The organism is Polaromonas glacialis, assembly GCF_000709345.1.
Lineage (GTDB): Bacteria > Pseudomonadota > Gammaproteobacteria > Burkholderiales > Burkholderiaceae_C > Polaromonas > Polaromonas glacialis.
The window spans coordinates 1-16,286 of the sequence record NZ_JMDZ01000040.1; the positions used below are offsets into that span (position 1 = coordinate 1).

The following is a 16,286-nucleotide window of genomic DNA, read 5'->3' on the forward strand; positions in this document are numbered from 1 at the left end:
GCATGCGAAATTCTCCTCTGAAAATCCCGAAAACTCAACAAAACCCATACTATTTGCGAACAGCGCCGTATATGTACAGCCCTCTACTTTTCCCGCCCTCGGCCACGCGCTTTGAATCGAGCGGGCCCTTGGCTTTGCCAATGGTCGAGGGCACGGTCTGGGCTGGCTTTCCCTCGCCAGCAGCCGACTTTGCGGTCAAGCGCTGCGACCTCAACGATCTGATGGTCACGCACCCGGCGGCGACGTTCTTTTGGCACGTGCGCGGCACCTCGATGGTGGACGCGGGCATTAGCGACGGCGACCTGCTGGTGGTCAACCGGGCGCTCGCGCCCCAGCACATGGACGTGGTGGTGGCCGAGGTCGACGGCGAGTTCACGGTCAAGCACTTTTGCTGCAAAGGCGGCTCGGTCTCGCTGCGCGCGGCCAACCCGACCTTTCCGCCCCTCCTGCTCAAGGAAGGGCAGACCTTGACGATTTGCGGCGTGGTGACGTACACGATCCGCAAAATGCGCCCGTAGCAAAGTAGCGACGTAGCGAAGTAACGACAGCTGGGATAGAAGGCCGGATCGAAAAACAAAAACCGAAGGAGCACTGCCATGGCCCTGTTCGCGCTGGTCGACGGCAACAACTTTTACGTCTCCTGCGAGCGCGTCTTTCGCCCCAGCCTGAAAAGCTGGCCGGTGGTGGTGCTCTCTAACAACGACGGCTGCTGCATCGCCCGCAGCAATGAAGCCAAGGCCCTGAGCATCAAGATGGGCGCCCCCTGGTTCGAGGTCAAGCACCTGAACGACAGCGACGGGCTGGTGGGCCTGTCGGCCAACTTCACGCTCTACGGCGACATGAGCGATCGCATGATGTCCATTGCCGCGGGCCTGGGGCCGCATCAAGAGATCTACAGCATCGACGAGAGCTTCATCGACCTCGCGGGCGTGCGCGGGGACCTCACGGCTCGAAGCCGGCAAGTGCGCGCGCGCATTCTGCAGTGGACCGGCATTCCCACCGGGATCGGCATCGGGTCGACGAAAACCCTGGCCAAGCTGGCCAACTTCATTGCCAAGACCGCCGAGCGAAAGCCCGGCAGCTACCCGGCCGAGTTTGGGCAGGTGTGCAACCTGGCGGCACTGCCCGCGAGCGACCTGGACGCGGTGTTGGGTGCCACCAAGGTCGGCGAGGTCTGGGGCGTAGGGCGCCGGATCGCGGGGCAGCTGGAGGAGGGCGGCATTGCTACAGTCCTGGACCTCATGCGCATGGACCCGGCGACCGTGCGCCGGCGCTGGAGCGTGGTGCTCGAGCGCACGGTGCGCGAGCTCCAGGGCATCTCCTGCATTGCCCTGCAGGACCAGCCCACGCCGAAAAAAGAGATTGCCTGTACGCGCAGCTTTAGCCGGCCGGTGACGGACCTCGGGCCCCTCATCGAGGCCGTGAGCGAGTTTGCAACCCGCGCTGCTGAAAAGCTGCGCGGGCAAGCCAGCGTCGCGAGCGAGGTCCTGGTGTTTGCCCACACCTCGCCGCACCGGCCGGGCCCGCGCTTTTCGCAAAGCGCGGTGGTGCCGCTGCGCCGGCCCACCTCGGACACGGCCGCCCTGGTGCAGGCCGCGGTGCTGGGCCTGCGCTCGATCTACCAGCCCGGGTTTGCGCTGATCAAGGCCGGCGTCCTGCTGCTCGACCTGGTGCCCGGCAGCTTGTATCAGGGCGAGTTGGATCTGGAGCCTGAAGTTACCAGTGAGCGATCGAAGCTGATGGCCACGATCGATACGCTCAACAATAAATACGGCAAGGGCACGGTGCACCTTGCCAGCAGCGGGATCGATGACCGTACCCGTCAGTGGGGCATGCGCCAGGAGCGCCTGACCCCGGGCTACACGACCGCGTGGGCGGACATGCCGATTGCCAAGGCCGTGTGAACTGATTGTTTCCTTTTCAGCGCTTGCACAGCGGCAAAAACGCCCTGGCCCGATGCGACGCCTGCAGTTCACGGACAAAGCTGAGCGACACTTGTTTCCACATTTGCGCTTTATCCCGGAACAACTTTATGAATTACTGGTGGGTCAATCAAAATCAAACGTACAAAGCGGAGGTCGGTGGTGGGTTTCTTTGGTCCCCTAAAACCCGTTCAGACGGCGCGCGCAATCAGTTCTACGACAACATGCTCGAGGTTCATCCCGGCGATATTGTTTTTTCATTTTGCGATACCCGTATCAAAGCGGTGGGTGTTGCGACCCAACGAGCCGTATCTTCTCCCAAACCGGATTTCGGTTCTGCGGGTAGCTCATGGTCGGCAGAAGGGTGGTTAGTCACGACTGAATTTTCCGTTTTCGACCACCCCATACGACCCAAAGATCACATCGATGCGCTTCGTCCCCATTTGCCTGTGAAGTATTCACCGCTTCAGTCGACCGGCGATGGTCTCCAATCGGTCTACCTTGCAAATGTCCCGCCGCACATGGCGGAGGTATTGATTCAGCTCATTGGCCTTGACTACCCTGCAGCAATCGATTCGTTGATGACCCGTATTGAACCGGATGTTGAAGCGCCCTTGAAAGCAGTAGAAATGGCGCTGCTGGAGCGAACGGATATTGGGCCCACCCAGAAAAAGCAGCTGATCAACGCACGGCGTGGCCAGGGCCTATTTCGTGCCAACGTGCGTTTGCATGAATATGCGTGCCGATTAACTTTGGTGTCTGACCCTGAGCACCTTCGAGCCAGCCATATCAAGCCGTGGAAAGATTCATCCGACAGCGAAAAGCTTGATGGTTCAAATGGCTTACTGCTAGCACCACACATTGATCACCTGTTTGACCGTGGCTTCATTTCATTCGATGACTCTGGGCTGGTCTTGATTTCACCTGCGCTTACCTCAAGCATTGCTAGTGCTTGGGGCGTTGCGGCCGGCAAAAATGTGGGCTCATTTACGGAAAACCAAAAAAGCTACCTGGCATACCATCGCCAAAATGTTTTCAAAGCCGTAAAGAATAACTTCTAGATTAGGTTGTCCTAGATGGCATGTACTGCGACTCGTGTTGTTGTTTCGACATGGCTGAAAATCCCTCTAGTTAATCCCAACAATTCCGCCTCTTTCTGCATTTCGTCAGTCCAAACATTGCGCACAGCTATCTGGAACGCACGTGATGTCCGTGCGCTTTCCGCATTCGGTATCGCTATACCGAACACTGTTTGAGCATTGGGAAACTTGCTCATTGCCACATAGATGTAGGTCTTCAGTTCGTGTCCCACAGCGGTCTCAAGGTCATCGTCGGAAACGCGTTCGTTCACCACTGGATAAACTAACCAAAGAAAGTGCACGCCAGGCTGCTCTGACGACTCTACGACAACACTCCAGTACGTTTTTGGGTTTTCAATCAAAACATCCACAACCGCCATGCCCATTAGCATACGTGCCATCCTCGACTCTGAAGCTAGGACTTGCAAGGCTGTGGCGTGATAGGCCAGTGCTTTGTCTTGACCGCTAACCATCCGGCCTCGCATGTACTCCGATGCATGATGCTCAATAACTTCGTCGATCAAGTAGGAGGGCGCAAGCTTTGCCTTGCGTTGCATAAAGTTCAGGTCCTTTCGCAACGAAGACCACACATCCGCATCAACTATACGTACTCCCTTTTCGTCAGCTTCGATTAGTTCGCACAGCGGTGAGCTTCCGCCAGGACGACGACCTCTCATGTACACACCGATTAAGTCCTCTTCACCTGTGAACAGCACATGATTTTTGGTGAGAAAGGCCTCTTTCGCTGTAAGATACATAACAAAGTCAGCTGTAGTATCAAAACACTCAAACAGGGCGTCCAGTGCGGTTCTACTGACTACATGGACAAACTCTGGAAAGTGCACACCAACTGTGAATAACGTGACGCTGTTGGTCAGACTAGAGTCAAGGCCAAAGCTGGACGTTTTTAAATGCCGGGTGCGTGTCGCTTCAATTCCATGAGCGACAGCAATTAAGTGATACCGAGCCCGGGTTACATCGGGGAATCTCAAGGGAAATGGCGACGAAACACGTGCATCAAGATGAACGGCCTCGGGCGAGGTCTTGATCGTTTTTAGTGCCCCTCGTAACTGCTTCACACTGGCGCTCACCGCCTTACCGTACCACCGTTTCCACGCAATATCAGGCGTATTATCTTCACTATATTTGATGACCTTGTCCGAAATGATAATTACGTCATCGCCGAAGACGATGAGCACATCGCAAAGTTCCTTGCCTTCAGAGTAATAAGGGTTTTGGTAAGACCACATTGATAAGAATGTCTGACGGGATAAATTCGCAAGACGTGCTTCCGATTCATTTACACTCATACCGTAATAACTCTTTCATAGTGTTGTGGTTTTACCATTTTATGTCCTCTTTTTAAAAGTTTTCAAAAGCCGCAGTCTAGGCCTTTTCCCGAAGATCTGTTTACGATAATGCTAGCCAAGAAACATGGCTATTTAAAAGTAAAAATTTCAACATGATTTTTACTTCCACAAACACTGCAACATATAATGAAAATAAGCAGTAAGTACAGGTAAAGGCAAATTGCGTTTGCCATAAGCAGGTGGAATTAGAAACGTAGGTCGATGAGATCTGCCAAAAGATCGGCATCAGTGATGCAAACCTCTAAAAATAGCACCCATGTACTCTGAGACTATATGGAAATTACGCTGGCAGTGATAGCAACCATTCAGAGGTGGACTTCAACAGTTCAGAAACTAATCCGGTGTAACGAATAATTAGATTCTTTTCCAACCTTCGCTCATTCTTCCGAAATAGTAGAGATATGGAACTTCGTTTCGTCTTGTTGACTCTCGCATCGCAAATTGAAGTAAATTCGAGTAGTAGTAAAATAAGCCTATTCTTCGTTCATTTGTATCTGCAGCATATCTCCCATCTGCTGGATTTATTACACCTTTGCCAAGTATATAAATCCTGTCCACAATACCTGGATCGATATCGAGTTTCTTGGCGCATTCTAAATAACGCTTTGCTTCCTCATCAAGGCCGCTTTTTGTGTTGGAGCTATAGGCAAATATAGATATAAAAATGCGACAGTCTTCCGGCCCGGGGTCACGACCACGCTGATATTTTTGTAATTCTGTATCGAAAGGACGAAGTTTAAATAGCTTCTTAGCCTTTATTAAGCAATCTTCGTATTCGCTAATATTTATTACTGATTTGACTTCTGTGACACACATAACCGATTCAACTTGTAGAATCGTAGGTTGCATGTTGAGGATTGGAATTCCATCTAAAGTTCGATAAATAATAAGATCGCTTTGAGGGCTTATGCCACCGCGTGAGTCAATAATTTCACCTGATGAAACGGAAAATCTTCTTGGGAGCAAGCTTTCAAAAAAGTCACGTACTGGATTTTCTCTAACTTCTCCTTTCGAAAGGCTATGGTTTATTCCTGAACTTTCAGAAAAATGGGCAAAAAATCGATGATATGCGCCTTCAATACGTGCAGTAAGTTGTTTAACCGGCAGTTCGGGACGATCTTTATAATAGTCTTTCATTTTTCCAATTGTGCAGTAAGAACCCAGAAAACCCATCTTGAATGGAGGCTCTAAATTTCGCATGATCGCATGATCGCGTGCTCGCAGTTTAGCGCAAACTGAAGTCTAGCCATGTTAGAAAAGTGGCCCAAGTTTCGAATTTCTTTAGGGCGTTGCCAACGGTCAAAAACCAATTCTCGTTCAAACGCTTTTAGCGTAGCTGTTTGTTAAATCCTTTAACCATAATATTGGTGGCCATCTCGCCTATGCTAATCGAAATCGAAATTGACTCGGTGCTTATAAGCGTGTTCTTTATTAAAGTGCCGCCATTGTGAATCAGATATATATGTGAATGCTAATTACGGTTTGTCAACCGTTAATGTAATTAACATAAATTTAATTATCATCTACAAAATCTATTTCTCTCCTCAATTTCCGCGGAAGTGCCGGGAGATAGGCAAAGAGTGATTTAGGTGAGGTTGGAGTTCTTGGTAGATTACATTGCTGGAAATTGATCGCAAACGGCGGCGATTAACAAAATTAGTTCACTTCGCGATGTGATGGAAACGCTTCAAACCTTTCACTACACGGTTGGGCTAAATTTCTAGCGCGTCGGCATGGGCGTTGCGATGAAGCAGGATCCATGCAGGCTGGCCTGCTCGAACGATTCCAGCAACGCGCGGGCTTCATCAAAGAAGCCGGCCAGCCGAGCAATAAGCTTGATATCGGGCTTGTAGTCCAGACCGCCGAGCTGATTAATCAGTATATGGCTGTCGCAATAAACCAGCACTGCCTTCGCACCAAGTGCCTTGCCCTCCCGAAGCGCCGCGAACAGCGCCCTGAGTTCGGCTACGTTGTTGCAGCCCTTGAACTTCATCGCCTGCGACAGCGTGTGGCCCGTGCCGTCGGGCTCGATGAGGACCCGACCTATGCCGATGCGGCCCAGGTTGGGCACCGCGCTGCTATCGCAGTGAAGACCCAGGCTCAAGCACTCGCAGAAACCAAAGTAGACACCACCGCAGAATAGTTGCAAGTATCAAGGTTTTTGCAGACCAGCCACTATATCTCTGTCAAAACCAATGGGACTAGCTCGATCAGCTGAAACCGACCATTTTGGAAAAATTCGAGTGAATGGCTTAGATTAAAAGGCAGAACGAAGATGACGCCTCATCTGGAAAGGGGTTTTGACTTCTGAAGAAATGGCGAAATTTCAATTGGTGGAAAGCTCGACAACGAATTCATCGCAAAACGCACAGAAAATTTAATTTGGCTCCGAGAGCATGGGAAGTGGCTGTGCAGGCATATCGTCAAACCACCAGCGATTCATAGCATCTTGGTCTTCCAAATGGCGTGTCCACTGATCGTCGAAAAGTACATCGACGCTGAAGATTGACTGAGCGTCATAAGCCACCTCATGGTCAAAAAAGCGACCTTGCAACGCGTCACAGTGGACACAGCCGTTCGAGAGGTATTTATGGCCCTCGGTACGGCTATAACGAGGCTTGATCGGTCCAATTCCGTGTTGCGCCAAAAGATTCGGGTGGAGAGTGTTCCTCAGCAAAGTGGAGCCATGTCCATCATCGTCATCAAAATCATAAATCGATGCGGTGACATCGGCTGCGCCCGGCTGTACACGACTTGCTGCAAAGCGGAGGTCGATAATAATTCCGGTCGTTTTCTTACAGCGCCAACAGTTCGTGTATGCCGCACTTACATCGAGAGGCAGCATCTTTCCAAGCTGAGGTGCGAAGCGCAATTTTCCCTGAAGCGCACCTTCCACAAACCGGCCGAGTTCAACCCGTTGCTGCCAATACTCGGGTCTGTGTTTGTCACGGGCAGAAATCCAAAGTGGATTGAAAGAGGGCGCTGGCAATAAGACATGGAAAGCCCCACTTACCTCGTCAAATGTCAGCATAAAAGCCGGAATCTCTTTACTGATCGGGAAATTATGTTGACGCATAAACCACATACCGCGTACCGATGCGGATCGGTATACGTCCTGCCGCCGTACGGTCTCCTCAAACGCTTGACGGCTCCACTGTACTTCAAACGCGATTGCTGTTTTGCCACCGCGGCTGGCAAGAACGTCTGCGATCCAAGTTCGCTGATCATTGGTCTGTCCTGACTGTTCAACCCGCGCCACCCAACCTGCATGTTGGACGGCAGTGGCGATGATTTCCTTGGCACGCAGGTGCTCAGAGGATTCAGGAGCAGACAAGCATGGCCCTTTTCGAACATGGGAAAAGTAACGTGTCCCAAGCTTGCTAGTCTTTAAAATCACCCCGGCACCGCAACAATGCATGTGCAAGTAACGGTCTTGAGCGTTCCTTGCTCGTAACTCATTCCAATCTTCAGCGCTTGCTATATTGAACGCAAAGAGTTCTTGATTGCCTGAGATGCATTTAAGTGGCATAAAGTGGTGCTGTTGGTAGTGGGCAAAATGAGAAGCTGCCACCGCTAGAGTGTAGGAGTGGCCAAGCTACGCTTGCATCAGCACACCCGTTTATAACCTGCGCCGCTTCTGACCCAAGGATTGGCTTTCTATCAAAGTAGCCTACAGCTGACTAGCGCTGCCAACTCTGGTTAAAAGCCGTTCGTTTTACAAATCGTCCTTACTCAATGCCGCATTCCGCGCTCGAAGCCTGTGCAAAGTAGCACCACTATCAGAAAATGTTATGGTTCCCATCCCCGGCATGGCTGCTATCGTCCAAGGTCCGATTCTCCATAAAGTGTACATACCTGACATAAAATGGGGCTCGGTTGGAGAGCCGTACTTGGCTTCCAAAGCACCTGTGATGTGATCATAGTCATCGGGAGATTTAGTATTTGCATTAATACTAACAACCTTTTCATCTACGATGTCAAGCGTCATTTGGCCCACATTACGCCCTGCAACCGTTTGATTGTCCAAAAATCGGCAAGAAAGCTGCTCTTTGAACAGTCTGAAGGCTATTTCAATAGTGCCTTTGGGACAGCCCTTCATCACTGTTCCGAGTTCGAGTCCTTTAAAACTGAGAGACTGTGAATACGCATTTCCAGTTAATATGCTGAGAAAAATTGCAAATGAAACGATTAGATATTCAGAAATTTTCATATTATTAAGCACAATTGGCTTAATCATTTACACCAGCCGTTTGTAGTAACCCCAATTTTATACAGAGGCAGTAAAGGAAAACATTGTGGCTTTTGCAGATCATCTGTCGTTCCTTGAGTTGTAGGAGAAATCAGGCACCTGCCTGATTTCGCGTTCTGCCAAACCTGCCTCAACAATGCGATGCTCGGTTTTAAGGGCATGCGCTTTGGAATAAATTTTCTTTAAAGCTTCGATACCGCCACTGGCATAAATTGAAGCGCATTCTTCGAGCGACCTGCGAGGCTCAATATATGGTGCATTTGAATTTTTGACCTCGCGTAGCCAGCGCTGATACTGCTTGTCTCGAAGTTCCTTTGATAGCTTCGTTGAACTGACACGCCAGGAGGCGTAATGTTCAGGTTTACTGTACTTTGCGATCGCCTGAAATGCCGTTTCACTGGACAGGAAGAGATGCTCATCCAGTTCAGGAAAGGCCGCCAGGTATCCGGTTGGCGTCATAAATAGGGGATTGGAAAATTTGCGCGAGCGGGCAAACATTCCGTGAGGCGCAACGCCATCAGAGGCGCATTCAGCAATGCACCTTTCTTCAGTCAACGCACGATAGGCCGCCTCGTCTCCCTGTTTGGCCAGTTCCCATGCCGCAAGGTGTTCAGCTTTGCGCTCTTTGATGGTCTTTTTTTCAATGCTCATTCGGTGCCTATTGCTTCTTTACAGCGGCCGGCTTAGGCCGCAATGGATTCCGTCAGTTCCAGTTGGAGCGACGTGTGCTTTTCGCCAAGGCCCACCAAGGCAGCCAGGGTATCGGCGGGCACGTTGGCCAGTTCCTTCGGCTCCAGCTTGTGCATCCCACCGCCATAGACGCGGCCATTGCCGAGCAATGTTTCCCGGTCAATGGCGTTTAGCGCCTGCCACAGTCGGCGCAGCGCTGTCGGATCGCGCGCGAGTTGCTCGGCCAGCAGCGGCTGCGGATAGAGCATTAAATAGACGTTTGTGGCGGTCGCCTTGCTGTTGTTCAGCAGGAAGCGAAAAGGCCGCCCGTCATGGTCGCTGCGGCCAATGTAGGTGCAGATGATCGGCGCGGCAGCGCGGCGCTCTTGCGCGTACCAGCACCGCCGTGTGCGGCACAGATAGCGTAGCGCGACATCATCCATGCCGGTTTTCAAATATGCCCACAACGCCGGATAGTCACGCTCAACCTCTTTTTCCGGCAAGTCGCAGTCAATCATAAGCAGGCGTTTGTCCAGCAGTGGTATTCCTGCCCCATCCGCGTTTATTTCGTCAGCTTTGATGTAGCGCGTACTCGGCAGGATTGGCTTTAGGAACTGCGGCGGCAGTTTGAGCGCGTGCGCCTTCTCTTCATCCAGGATGAAAAATTCGTTGGCGCCCGTGGCGAGGCCGCGCTTGATGGCAAACAGGTCACCGAGCCGGTAGCCATCGTGCTGCGCTTGGGCGTCCTGGCGTGGAAACCGTGTCCATTTATCAGCGCGCTCCAGGTCGAGAACGGTGACGTTTTTGCTGATGACCGGTTGCTGCATCGTGCCACCATAGGAAAAACGCACCCGATGATTGACCGGCGGTTTTTCCTTTTTGAACCAGACGACGGCGGACGAGACCAGCGCGTCATCGAACTGCACATCGTTCGGGTCAAAACGGTGGATATGCAATAGCGTCACTTCACGCAACAAATAGGCTTTGAGCGCTCGCCCATAGTTCACGTCCATAAATTCGCTGGGGATCAACCAGCCTGCAACGCCGCCTTCGGCCATCCAACCATGGGCCAGAGCCATGAAGTAGCAGTAAAGGCCAGAAAGGCCCGACAGCACGACGTTCGACGCTTCCCGCGCAGCGGCATGAAGGCGCACTTTGTCCGCACCGTTCAGGTGATGGTGCCGAACGTAAGGTGGATTGCAGATCAGCAGGTTTGCTCGCTTTTGGGTGTCGGCCGGGGGAGCTTCTTGTGTGAAATCGGCTAGCGTAATGTTGAGCGGCGTTTTCTCCCACAGCGCTTTTGACGGCGTACCGTAATGCGGGTCAATTTCGAAACCAACTGCCGATTCCACAGGTCGACCTGTCGACACCGACATGAGCGCAGAATAAAAAGAACCGGTGCCGATGGCAGGATCAAGAAAACGCACAGGCGTTAATTTTGGCAGCAGCGCTAGGCCATAGGCCAGCACGTCGCGGGCAAGCTGCGTTGGCGTCGCAAATTGGCCAAGCTTGTTGCGTTCGGCTTGCGACTTTTGCGCGTCCAGCTCGATCTGCAGGGCGCAGCGGCGTTGTTCGATGGCGTCTAGGCTATGTGACATGATTAAAGTCCAAACAGGGCGAAGTCATCGATTCGGTGTTCCCACACCCAATCGATGCCGTCTGCCGCCTCGTAGCCGAGATAGCCGCTGTCAAAGTAGCCGCACAAAAACAGGTTGAAGCGCACGGCTGAACCGTAAGTGCTGTGCAACTGGGCAACCTTTTTGGCTTCTTCCTTGCGGCGTTTGTTGGTATTGGTGAAATCACCCGCCGATTTCGCCTCGAAGAACAGTGGGAAGTCGCCAGGCTTTGCCGACTTTGGCATGATGACCGCGTCGATCGGGATGTTGATCGTTAATTTATTGCCCTTGACCTCAACGACCAGTTCTTCTTCCTCTACCTCGATTAACTGAGGTTCCTCATCGTCCACCGTGACCGGCATCGCATTGACATTGACATTGACATTGAGTTTGACAGGCACATTCATGCGAAAGCTGAAGGTGCCTGGCGGCATGGCGTCGAATTTAGTACCTGCCCCGCTGGGCAGCTGCGTATAGCCGTGGGCTTCTAACCAATTCTTGATTTCTTGCAGTTGCCGTTTTTCCTGAGCGTTGCGGATAATCGGGTTTGCGACCGCGCCGCAGAGCCGATCAGCAACGATGGTGGCCGATCGGTGGATCTCGACTTGCGTTGCCGCAGCTTCGCGTCCAAGCCAAACAAAAATATCAGGGTCGGCCAGCTTTTCGATGATGGCGGTGATTTTGGCCAGTTCCACATCCACTTGGGCTGCTTTCATCCGCACTGGCAGCTTTTGGTGAAGTTCCATCCGCTTGACCAAGCTGGACGAAACACCGGCCAAGCCGATCAGGCGATCAACCGCCAAGGGTGGACAGGTGGACATGCGCAGCGTAGGCAGGATTTCAGGACGCGCGCGCAACATCGCAGGCTTAATATCCGTCAGGTTGCCAGTCGCATAAAGTGCGGCTTCCACGTCCTTGGTGGTTTGAATGCGCGTGCTGCGAAAAGCGCTTGGGGCGAAATTCATGAACCAGTCGTTGTACATATCGACTGATCGAGCAACGTCAGCTTTCCAATTTTCAGGCTTATTTAGGTTAACCGGCATCCGTTCCTTTCGCGCTAGGCGCTCTTTGTAAGTAGTTCTCGTAAGCGTCCACATTTCCGCGAACAGGTCATTCAGGGGAAAGTTACAACACGCCGCCCTACTTTGACTCCGGCAGGGAGCAGCAGCAAGCTAAAACCAACGATCTGTCAGTAAGCCGCATATGAGGCAGGCAATGCTTTTTTCTATTCAGCCGTACAGTATGACGAAAAGTCAACTCACAGACTAATTTTAGAGCAGGGAATTCCTGCTTGCGCCAAGCACCAGTAGACCGGATGCTAAGCGCTGGGTAGTAGTCTCGATCTAATAGTATTTACTCTGAGACGAAAGCTGACCTGCGGCGTTACTGCAATAAAATTCGCATGCATTCAAGTTTGAGCTACAGCATATTAGGCATTTCATTAAGGGTGAGAAAAGCGATTTCAAAATAAAGATTAAATTGATATTGGTCCGAAAGAATCTTGCAAGTCAACAAATAAAGAATATGCACAGACAATCAATTACGCCTACCACATTAAAACATTTGATTACTCGGTCAGATTTTAAAGGCATTCCGAGTGCAATGAGGTCTACTCACGCGGATCAGCTTGCGTCAAGCGCATATGAACTTTATAACAAACTCCTTCCGTTTTACCCCCTAAGAAAATGGATATTACGAGAGAAGTGGCATTTTGCACCTGATTCAAAGCCAGCCGAACTCCTACTACGTAAACTTTCCAAGAATCTCATGCATGGGGTGTCATGGCAGCAGACTACTCGTGATGGAATTGTAGAAAATTTGAAGCATCTATTGACGGAAGGTGTACCGTATCGGTTATATCGTCTCGACATCAGCAACTTTTATGAGTCAATAAGTTTAGACGACACAAGACAAATGATCGAAGACTGCGACGCGTTAGCGCCATGCACTAAAGCGATCGCTGACACGATTCTGGATTATCAAATTCTCTTAGGTGAGCAAGGCATTCCGAGAGGCTTAGCTATAAGTGCAATCCTGTCGGAGCTGATGATGCGAAAATTCGATCTCGATATAATTAATGATAAAGAGGTGTTTTTCTATGCTCGATACGTAGATGATATTATTATTATTAGTGCAAACAGAGAAAATCCCGATAATTTTATTAGTCGACTCGAAAATGCACTCCCGAGTGGCCTAGTTTTTAACAAAAAAAAGTTTCTTGTTAAATCGCTAGCAAAATCCGAGAAAGATCCTGCTGGACAATCTAAGCTAGATGTTGAGTATTTAGGCTATGAATTTTCAGTGTTTAATTCAGTTACAGGAAAAACTGGAGCTAGTCGTAAAGTTTTATGCTCTATTTCTGAAAAAAAGATTAAAAAAATTAAAACCCGAATCTTTCGAGCATTAGCAGATTATGGCAAAAATGCAAACGACGACTTGTTAGTAGATCGAATAAAGTTTTTGACTTCGAATTTTAAGGTTTACAACAAGAATACAGGCTATACAAATATGGCTGGAATTTATTTTAACTATTCATTAATCGATTCCGGCGACGAAAAATTAAAACTTCTTGATAAGTTTTTGTCCAGTGCTATTCTATCGACAAGAAGTGTAAAACGTCGTGGCTTATCGCTATCACTTAGCAATGTATTATGCAAACGCCTATTGCGTTTAAGTTTCCAAAGGGGACATACGGATCAAATTTTTACTTCCTTCTCAGGAAATAGACTAGAAATAATAGGAAGGTGCTGGAAATACTAATGCCTAAAAAAAATAAAATCAATAAAAAAGATGGTTTCAGAGTGTTATTGACGGATACGCTTCCATATGAAACACCGATTACATTTTCAGTCGATTATATCTACACAAAACTTACAAGTAAAACCTCAAATCCAATTCAAAAAAAGCTGGTTGATGCCGTAATTTTGAACGACAGGAAAGCGACAGTCCCATACAGGTACCAAATACGTAAAACTGAAGATAGTTTAAGACGACTCGCGCTTATACATCCAAGTTCACAGTGGTTAATGACCGAATTTTACGGACGCTATAGTAGTCTGATGCTTCACTATACGTCCCAAAGTGAAATTACAATTCGTTCGCCAACCAAAATCGCTGGAAGTTTTTATACTAAAAAGTCTTGGGAAGATATTTATAAATACAAAGATGGCTCGGTAAGTATAAATGACCTCGGAGAATTTACTAAACACTCACCCTCGTATTTTACCTACCGTGGCTTTGACAGATTGTGGAAATTTTATAACTCTGAAGAGTATATAGAATTAGAGCGTAAATTTTCCCACTTAGCCACGATGGACGTATCGAAATGCTTTGATAGCATTTATACGCATTGCATGTCATGGGCGACAAAAGATAAACAATTTTCTAAAGATAATTTAAGATGTAAAACGTTTGGCGATGATTTTGATAATGTAATACGGCATGGAAACCATGATGAAACCAACGGCATACCTATTGGACCAGAAAGCAGCAGGGTATTCGCTGAAATTATCCTTCAACAAGTTGATCGAAATACTGTCCGTCGATTATTACCACGTTATGTATTTAATAAGCAATACTCTATTCGACGATATGTTGATGATATATTTATTTACGCTGAAAGTGAGGCTACTGCCAATATAGTAAAGATTGCTTATACGGAATGTTTGCTTATGTTCAATCTCCACGTTAATCCGTTGAAATCTCAACTTCAAACCCGCCCATTCGCAACAAAGAAATCGACTTTGGTGAGCCTATCGTTAGAAGTAACTGAAACATTAAGTGCCAAAATTTTTTCTGAGTCTGGTAGCTCATTAGGTGTAGCTGTGGTGTATGAGCCAGAATTATTACTAAAGAAATATATTGCTTCTATAAAAACTATTTGTCAGCAAGTTGAATCAAACTACTACGATATAAGCTCGCTACTCATTGCCATTTTTGTTGAGCGCATAAAAAAAGTTTGTGAAGGATCATGTGATCATGATATTGAAGACATTGAAAGACTTAAGTGCCTAAAGTTGGTACTCGACGTTTGCTTTTTTTTATATGGCGTCGCGCCTACCGTTAATGCTTCGTATAAATTGAGCACCGCTATAATTCTTTTAATCCGTTATTTTAGAACCAATCGATATACGACAAGCGAACAAATGTGTAATTACATTTTTCACTCTGTACAGAGGTTGCTATTAGAAAATAATCGAGCACGCAGTACGCTAGTTAGCGATTTTATTGATCTCGAAATAATTAACATTGTTCTTGCATCACAAGAACTAGGACCATCTTTTCTTCTATCTTCAAAAATAGTAAAATCGACTTTTCTTGGAGACTCTGAGAAAAACTATTTTTCATTGTCTGCCTGTTTGTTTTACATAGGCCCGTTACCGCGCTATGCAGAAGTACTTGACGAAATTGTTGAATCAATCGAAGAAAAATTGGGAGATTGCAAAAGCGTCAAATCTTCCAGTGAGATAGCCCATATTTTTTTAGATGCAATTTCATGCCCTCACATCCCAACAGCAAGACGTGCCAAATGGGTACGTGCTTGCCTTTCGGCCAATGGGGATTCGGTATCCGTCGCCGACGCTACTGTTTTTGTTGCCGAAATGGGAGACGAATGGACGGCACCCTGGATCAAAGTTGATCTTTTAAATAGCCTCGAAAAACGAGAGCTGAAGCGCGCATATTGAGCTAAGATTGTTATGGGAAGAGGTTGACGCCTTCTTGAAGCTTTTCAGTTGCCGATGCGTGCATACACGGATCGGTTGCTTTTGCGCTTCGAACACGTGCTTGCACGTGAATCGAGTTGACACACTTGCACGTAGAAGTGTGTTGCCTTTGAGCGGCTCTAGTAGTCCACACACTCAGGAGTCGCCTTTTCCCACCCAGTTTTGCCACGCTCTGTTTTTGTACCAAACTTGTCGTTGTGGAGTTAAAGAGATAGCTCCGCGATAAGAAGTCGGATTTGGGTCAAATGTTGTTCTTCCCTTATTCAGGAAATCACCACGAGCTCCTTTGTGTTTTAAGTAATCACATGTATCAACTAAACGACCGGATACTGTTTGCAAATTCCAAAAAAGCGCCGAGAGCTCCGAAAAAGTCGCAAGTATTAGCGAAATTTTGATCGAGCCAAACGCGGTTTTAAGAGTTGACGAGCACTTCAAGCTTTCGTATTCCCTTGTTAACACCAGCATCGCCCAATTCGCCAACAGTATCCGACCGTTTGACGAACGCTATTTCACTGAAAGCCGACTTTCTCACCGGCTGTTAACCAAGCATTAATGTTTGAATTAAGCGGTACACGCCGGTACCCCAGCGTTTGCTGTTTAAACAAAGGGTTAGCCGCCCTTTGACTTTGGCAGCGAGGTCTTGGCGACACCCTAGAT

The 16,286-nt window shown here is 48.8% G+C and carries 13 protein-coding genes; 5 read left to right on the forward strand and 8 right to left on the reverse strand.

Going from position 1 to position 16,286, the window contains the following annotated elements:
• Positions 1-128 precede the first annotated feature (128 nt).
• The 3 genes from EC86_RS0100005 to EC86_RS0100015 all read left to right on the forward strand — a co-directional run bounded on the left by EC86_RS0100005 (position 129) and on the right by EC86_RS0100015 (position 2,983).
• Positions 129-518: a LexA family protein gene (locus EC86_RS0100005; protein WP_232229734.1), complete on the forward strand. Its 390-nt coding sequence runs from the start codon at positions 129-131 to the stop codon at positions 516-518.
• 84 nt (positions 519-602) lie between these two features.
• A complete protein-coding gene (locus tag EC86_RS0100010) occupies positions 603-1,904 on the forward strand; it encodes a Y-family DNA polymerase (protein WP_029523678.1) in 1,302 nt (433 codons plus the stop codon).
• Between the two features lie 128 nt (positions 1,905-2,032).
• Positions 2,033-2,983: an HNH endonuclease gene (locus tag EC86_RS0100015; protein WP_029523679.1), complete on the forward strand. Its 951-nt coding sequence runs from the start codon at positions 2,033-2,035 to the stop codon at positions 2,981-2,983.
• Between the two features lie 11 nt (positions 2,984-2,994).
• On the opposite strand, the gene EC86_RS26805 is transcribed toward EC86_RS0100015, so the two are convergent.
• The 8 genes from EC86_RS26805 to EC86_RS0100050 form a co-directional block, all read right to left on the reverse strand.
• Positions 2,995-4,311, reverse strand: a complete 1,317-nt coding sequence (locus EC86_RS26805; protein ID WP_156955102.1) for a hypothetical protein — start codon at positions 4,309-4,311, stop codon at positions 2,995-2,997.
• A 414-nt stretch (positions 4,312-4,725) separates the two neighbouring features.
• Positions 4,726-5,508 (reverse strand): DUF6602 domain-containing protein, encoded by a 783-nt coding sequence (locus tag EC86_RS28365; RefSeq protein ID WP_156955103.1) that lies wholly within the window; start codon positions 5,506-5,508, stop codon positions 4,726-4,728.
• A gap of 583 nt (positions 5,509-6,091) precedes the next feature.
• Positions 6,092-6,442: a reverse transcriptase-like protein gene (locus EC86_RS25735; RefSeq protein ID WP_051675640.1), complete on the reverse strand. Its 351-nt coding sequence runs from the start codon at positions 6,440-6,442 to the stop codon at positions 6,092-6,094.
• A 306-nt stretch (positions 6,443-6,748) separates the two neighbouring features.
• The gene (locus EC86_RS26810; RefSeq protein ID WP_156955105.1) at positions 6,749-7,942 is read right to left on the reverse strand and encodes a competence protein CoiA; all 1,194 of its coding nucleotides are present in this window, start codon (positions 7,940-7,942) and stop codon (positions 6,749-6,751) included.
• Between the two features lie 144 nt (positions 7,943-8,086).
• Entirely contained in the window at positions 8,087-8,608 is a 522-nt protein-coding gene (locus EC86_RS28370) for a hypothetical protein (protein ID WP_156955107.1), read from the reverse strand.
• A 72-nt stretch (positions 8,609-8,680) separates the two neighbouring features.
• Positions 8,681-9,271 (reverse strand): hypothetical protein, encoded by a 591-nt coding sequence (locus tag EC86_RS0100040; RefSeq protein ID WP_029523683.1) that lies wholly within the window; start codon positions 9,269-9,271, stop codon positions 8,681-8,683.
• 32 nt (positions 9,272-9,303) lie between these two features.
• Positions 9,304-10,887, reverse strand: a complete 1,584-nt coding sequence (locus tag EC86_RS0100045) for an Eco57I restriction-modification methylase domain-containing protein (protein ID WP_029523684.1) — start codon at positions 10,885-10,887, stop codon at positions 9,304-9,306.
• 2 nt (positions 10,888-10,889) lie between these two features.
• The gene (locus EC86_RS0100050; RefSeq protein WP_232229735.1) at positions 10,890-11,888 is read right to left on the reverse strand and encodes a XamI family restriction endonuclease; all 999 of its coding nucleotides are present in this window, start codon (positions 11,886-11,888) and stop codon (positions 10,890-10,892) included.
• Between the two features lie 541 nt (positions 11,889-12,429).
• Between EC86_RS0100050 and drt3a the strand changes: the two genes are divergently transcribed.
• Both drt3a and drt3b read left to right on the forward strand, forming a co-directional pair.
• Positions 12,430-13,665 carry an antiviral reverse transcriptase Drt3a gene (drt3a, locus tag EC86_RS27385; RefSeq protein WP_084181061.1) on the forward strand — a complete coding sequence of 412 codons (1,236 nt, stop codon included), beginning with the start codon at positions 12,430-12,432 and terminating at the stop codon, positions 13,663-13,665.
• Entirely contained in the window at positions 13,665-15,590 is a 1,926-nt protein-coding gene (gene drt3b / locus EC86_RS27390; protein WP_084181063.1) for an antiviral reverse transcriptase Drt3b, read from the forward strand. The genes drt3a and drt3b overlap by 1 nt, the downstream gene beginning before the upstream one ends.
• Positions 15,591-16,286: the final 696 nt, after the last annotated feature.

Excerpts from the sequence above, each read along its gene's own strand:
- EC86_RS26805 (WP_156955102.1), bottom strand. The coding sequence starts at position 4,311 with ATGAGTGTAAATGAATCGGAAGCACGTCTTGCGAATTTATCCCGTCAG.
- EC86_RS28370 (WP_156955107.1), bottom strand. The coding sequence starts at position 8,608 with ATGATTAAGCCAATTGTGCTTAATAATATGAAAATTTCTGAATATCTA.
- EC86_RS0100050 (WP_232229735.1), bottom strand. The coding sequence starts at position 11,888 with ATGTACAACGACTGGTTCATGAATTTCGCCCCAAGCGCTTTTCGCAGC.
- EC86_RS0100040 (WP_029523683.1), bottom strand. The coding sequence starts at position 9,271 with ATGAGCATTGAAAAAAAGACCATCAAAGAGCGCAAAGCTGAACACCTT.
- EC86_RS0100015 (WP_029523679.1), top strand. The coding sequence starts at position 2,033 with ATGAATTACTGGTGGGTCAATCAAAATCAAACGTACAAAGCGGAGGTC.
- drt3b (WP_084181063.1), top strand. The coding sequence starts at position 13,665 with ATGCCTAAAAAAAATAAAATCAATAAAAAAGATGGTTTCAGAGTGTTA.
- drt3a (WP_084181061.1), top strand. The coding sequence starts at position 12,430 with ATGCACAGACAATCAATTACGCCTACCACATTAAAACATTTGATTACT.
- EC86_RS0100045 (WP_029523684.1), bottom strand. The coding sequence starts at position 10,887 with ATGTCACATAGCCTAGACGCCATCGAACAACGCCGCTGCGCCCTGCAG.
- EC86_RS28365 (WP_156955103.1), bottom strand. The coding sequence starts at position 5,508 with ATGAAAGACTATTATAAAGATCGTCCCGAACTGCCGGTTAAACAACTT.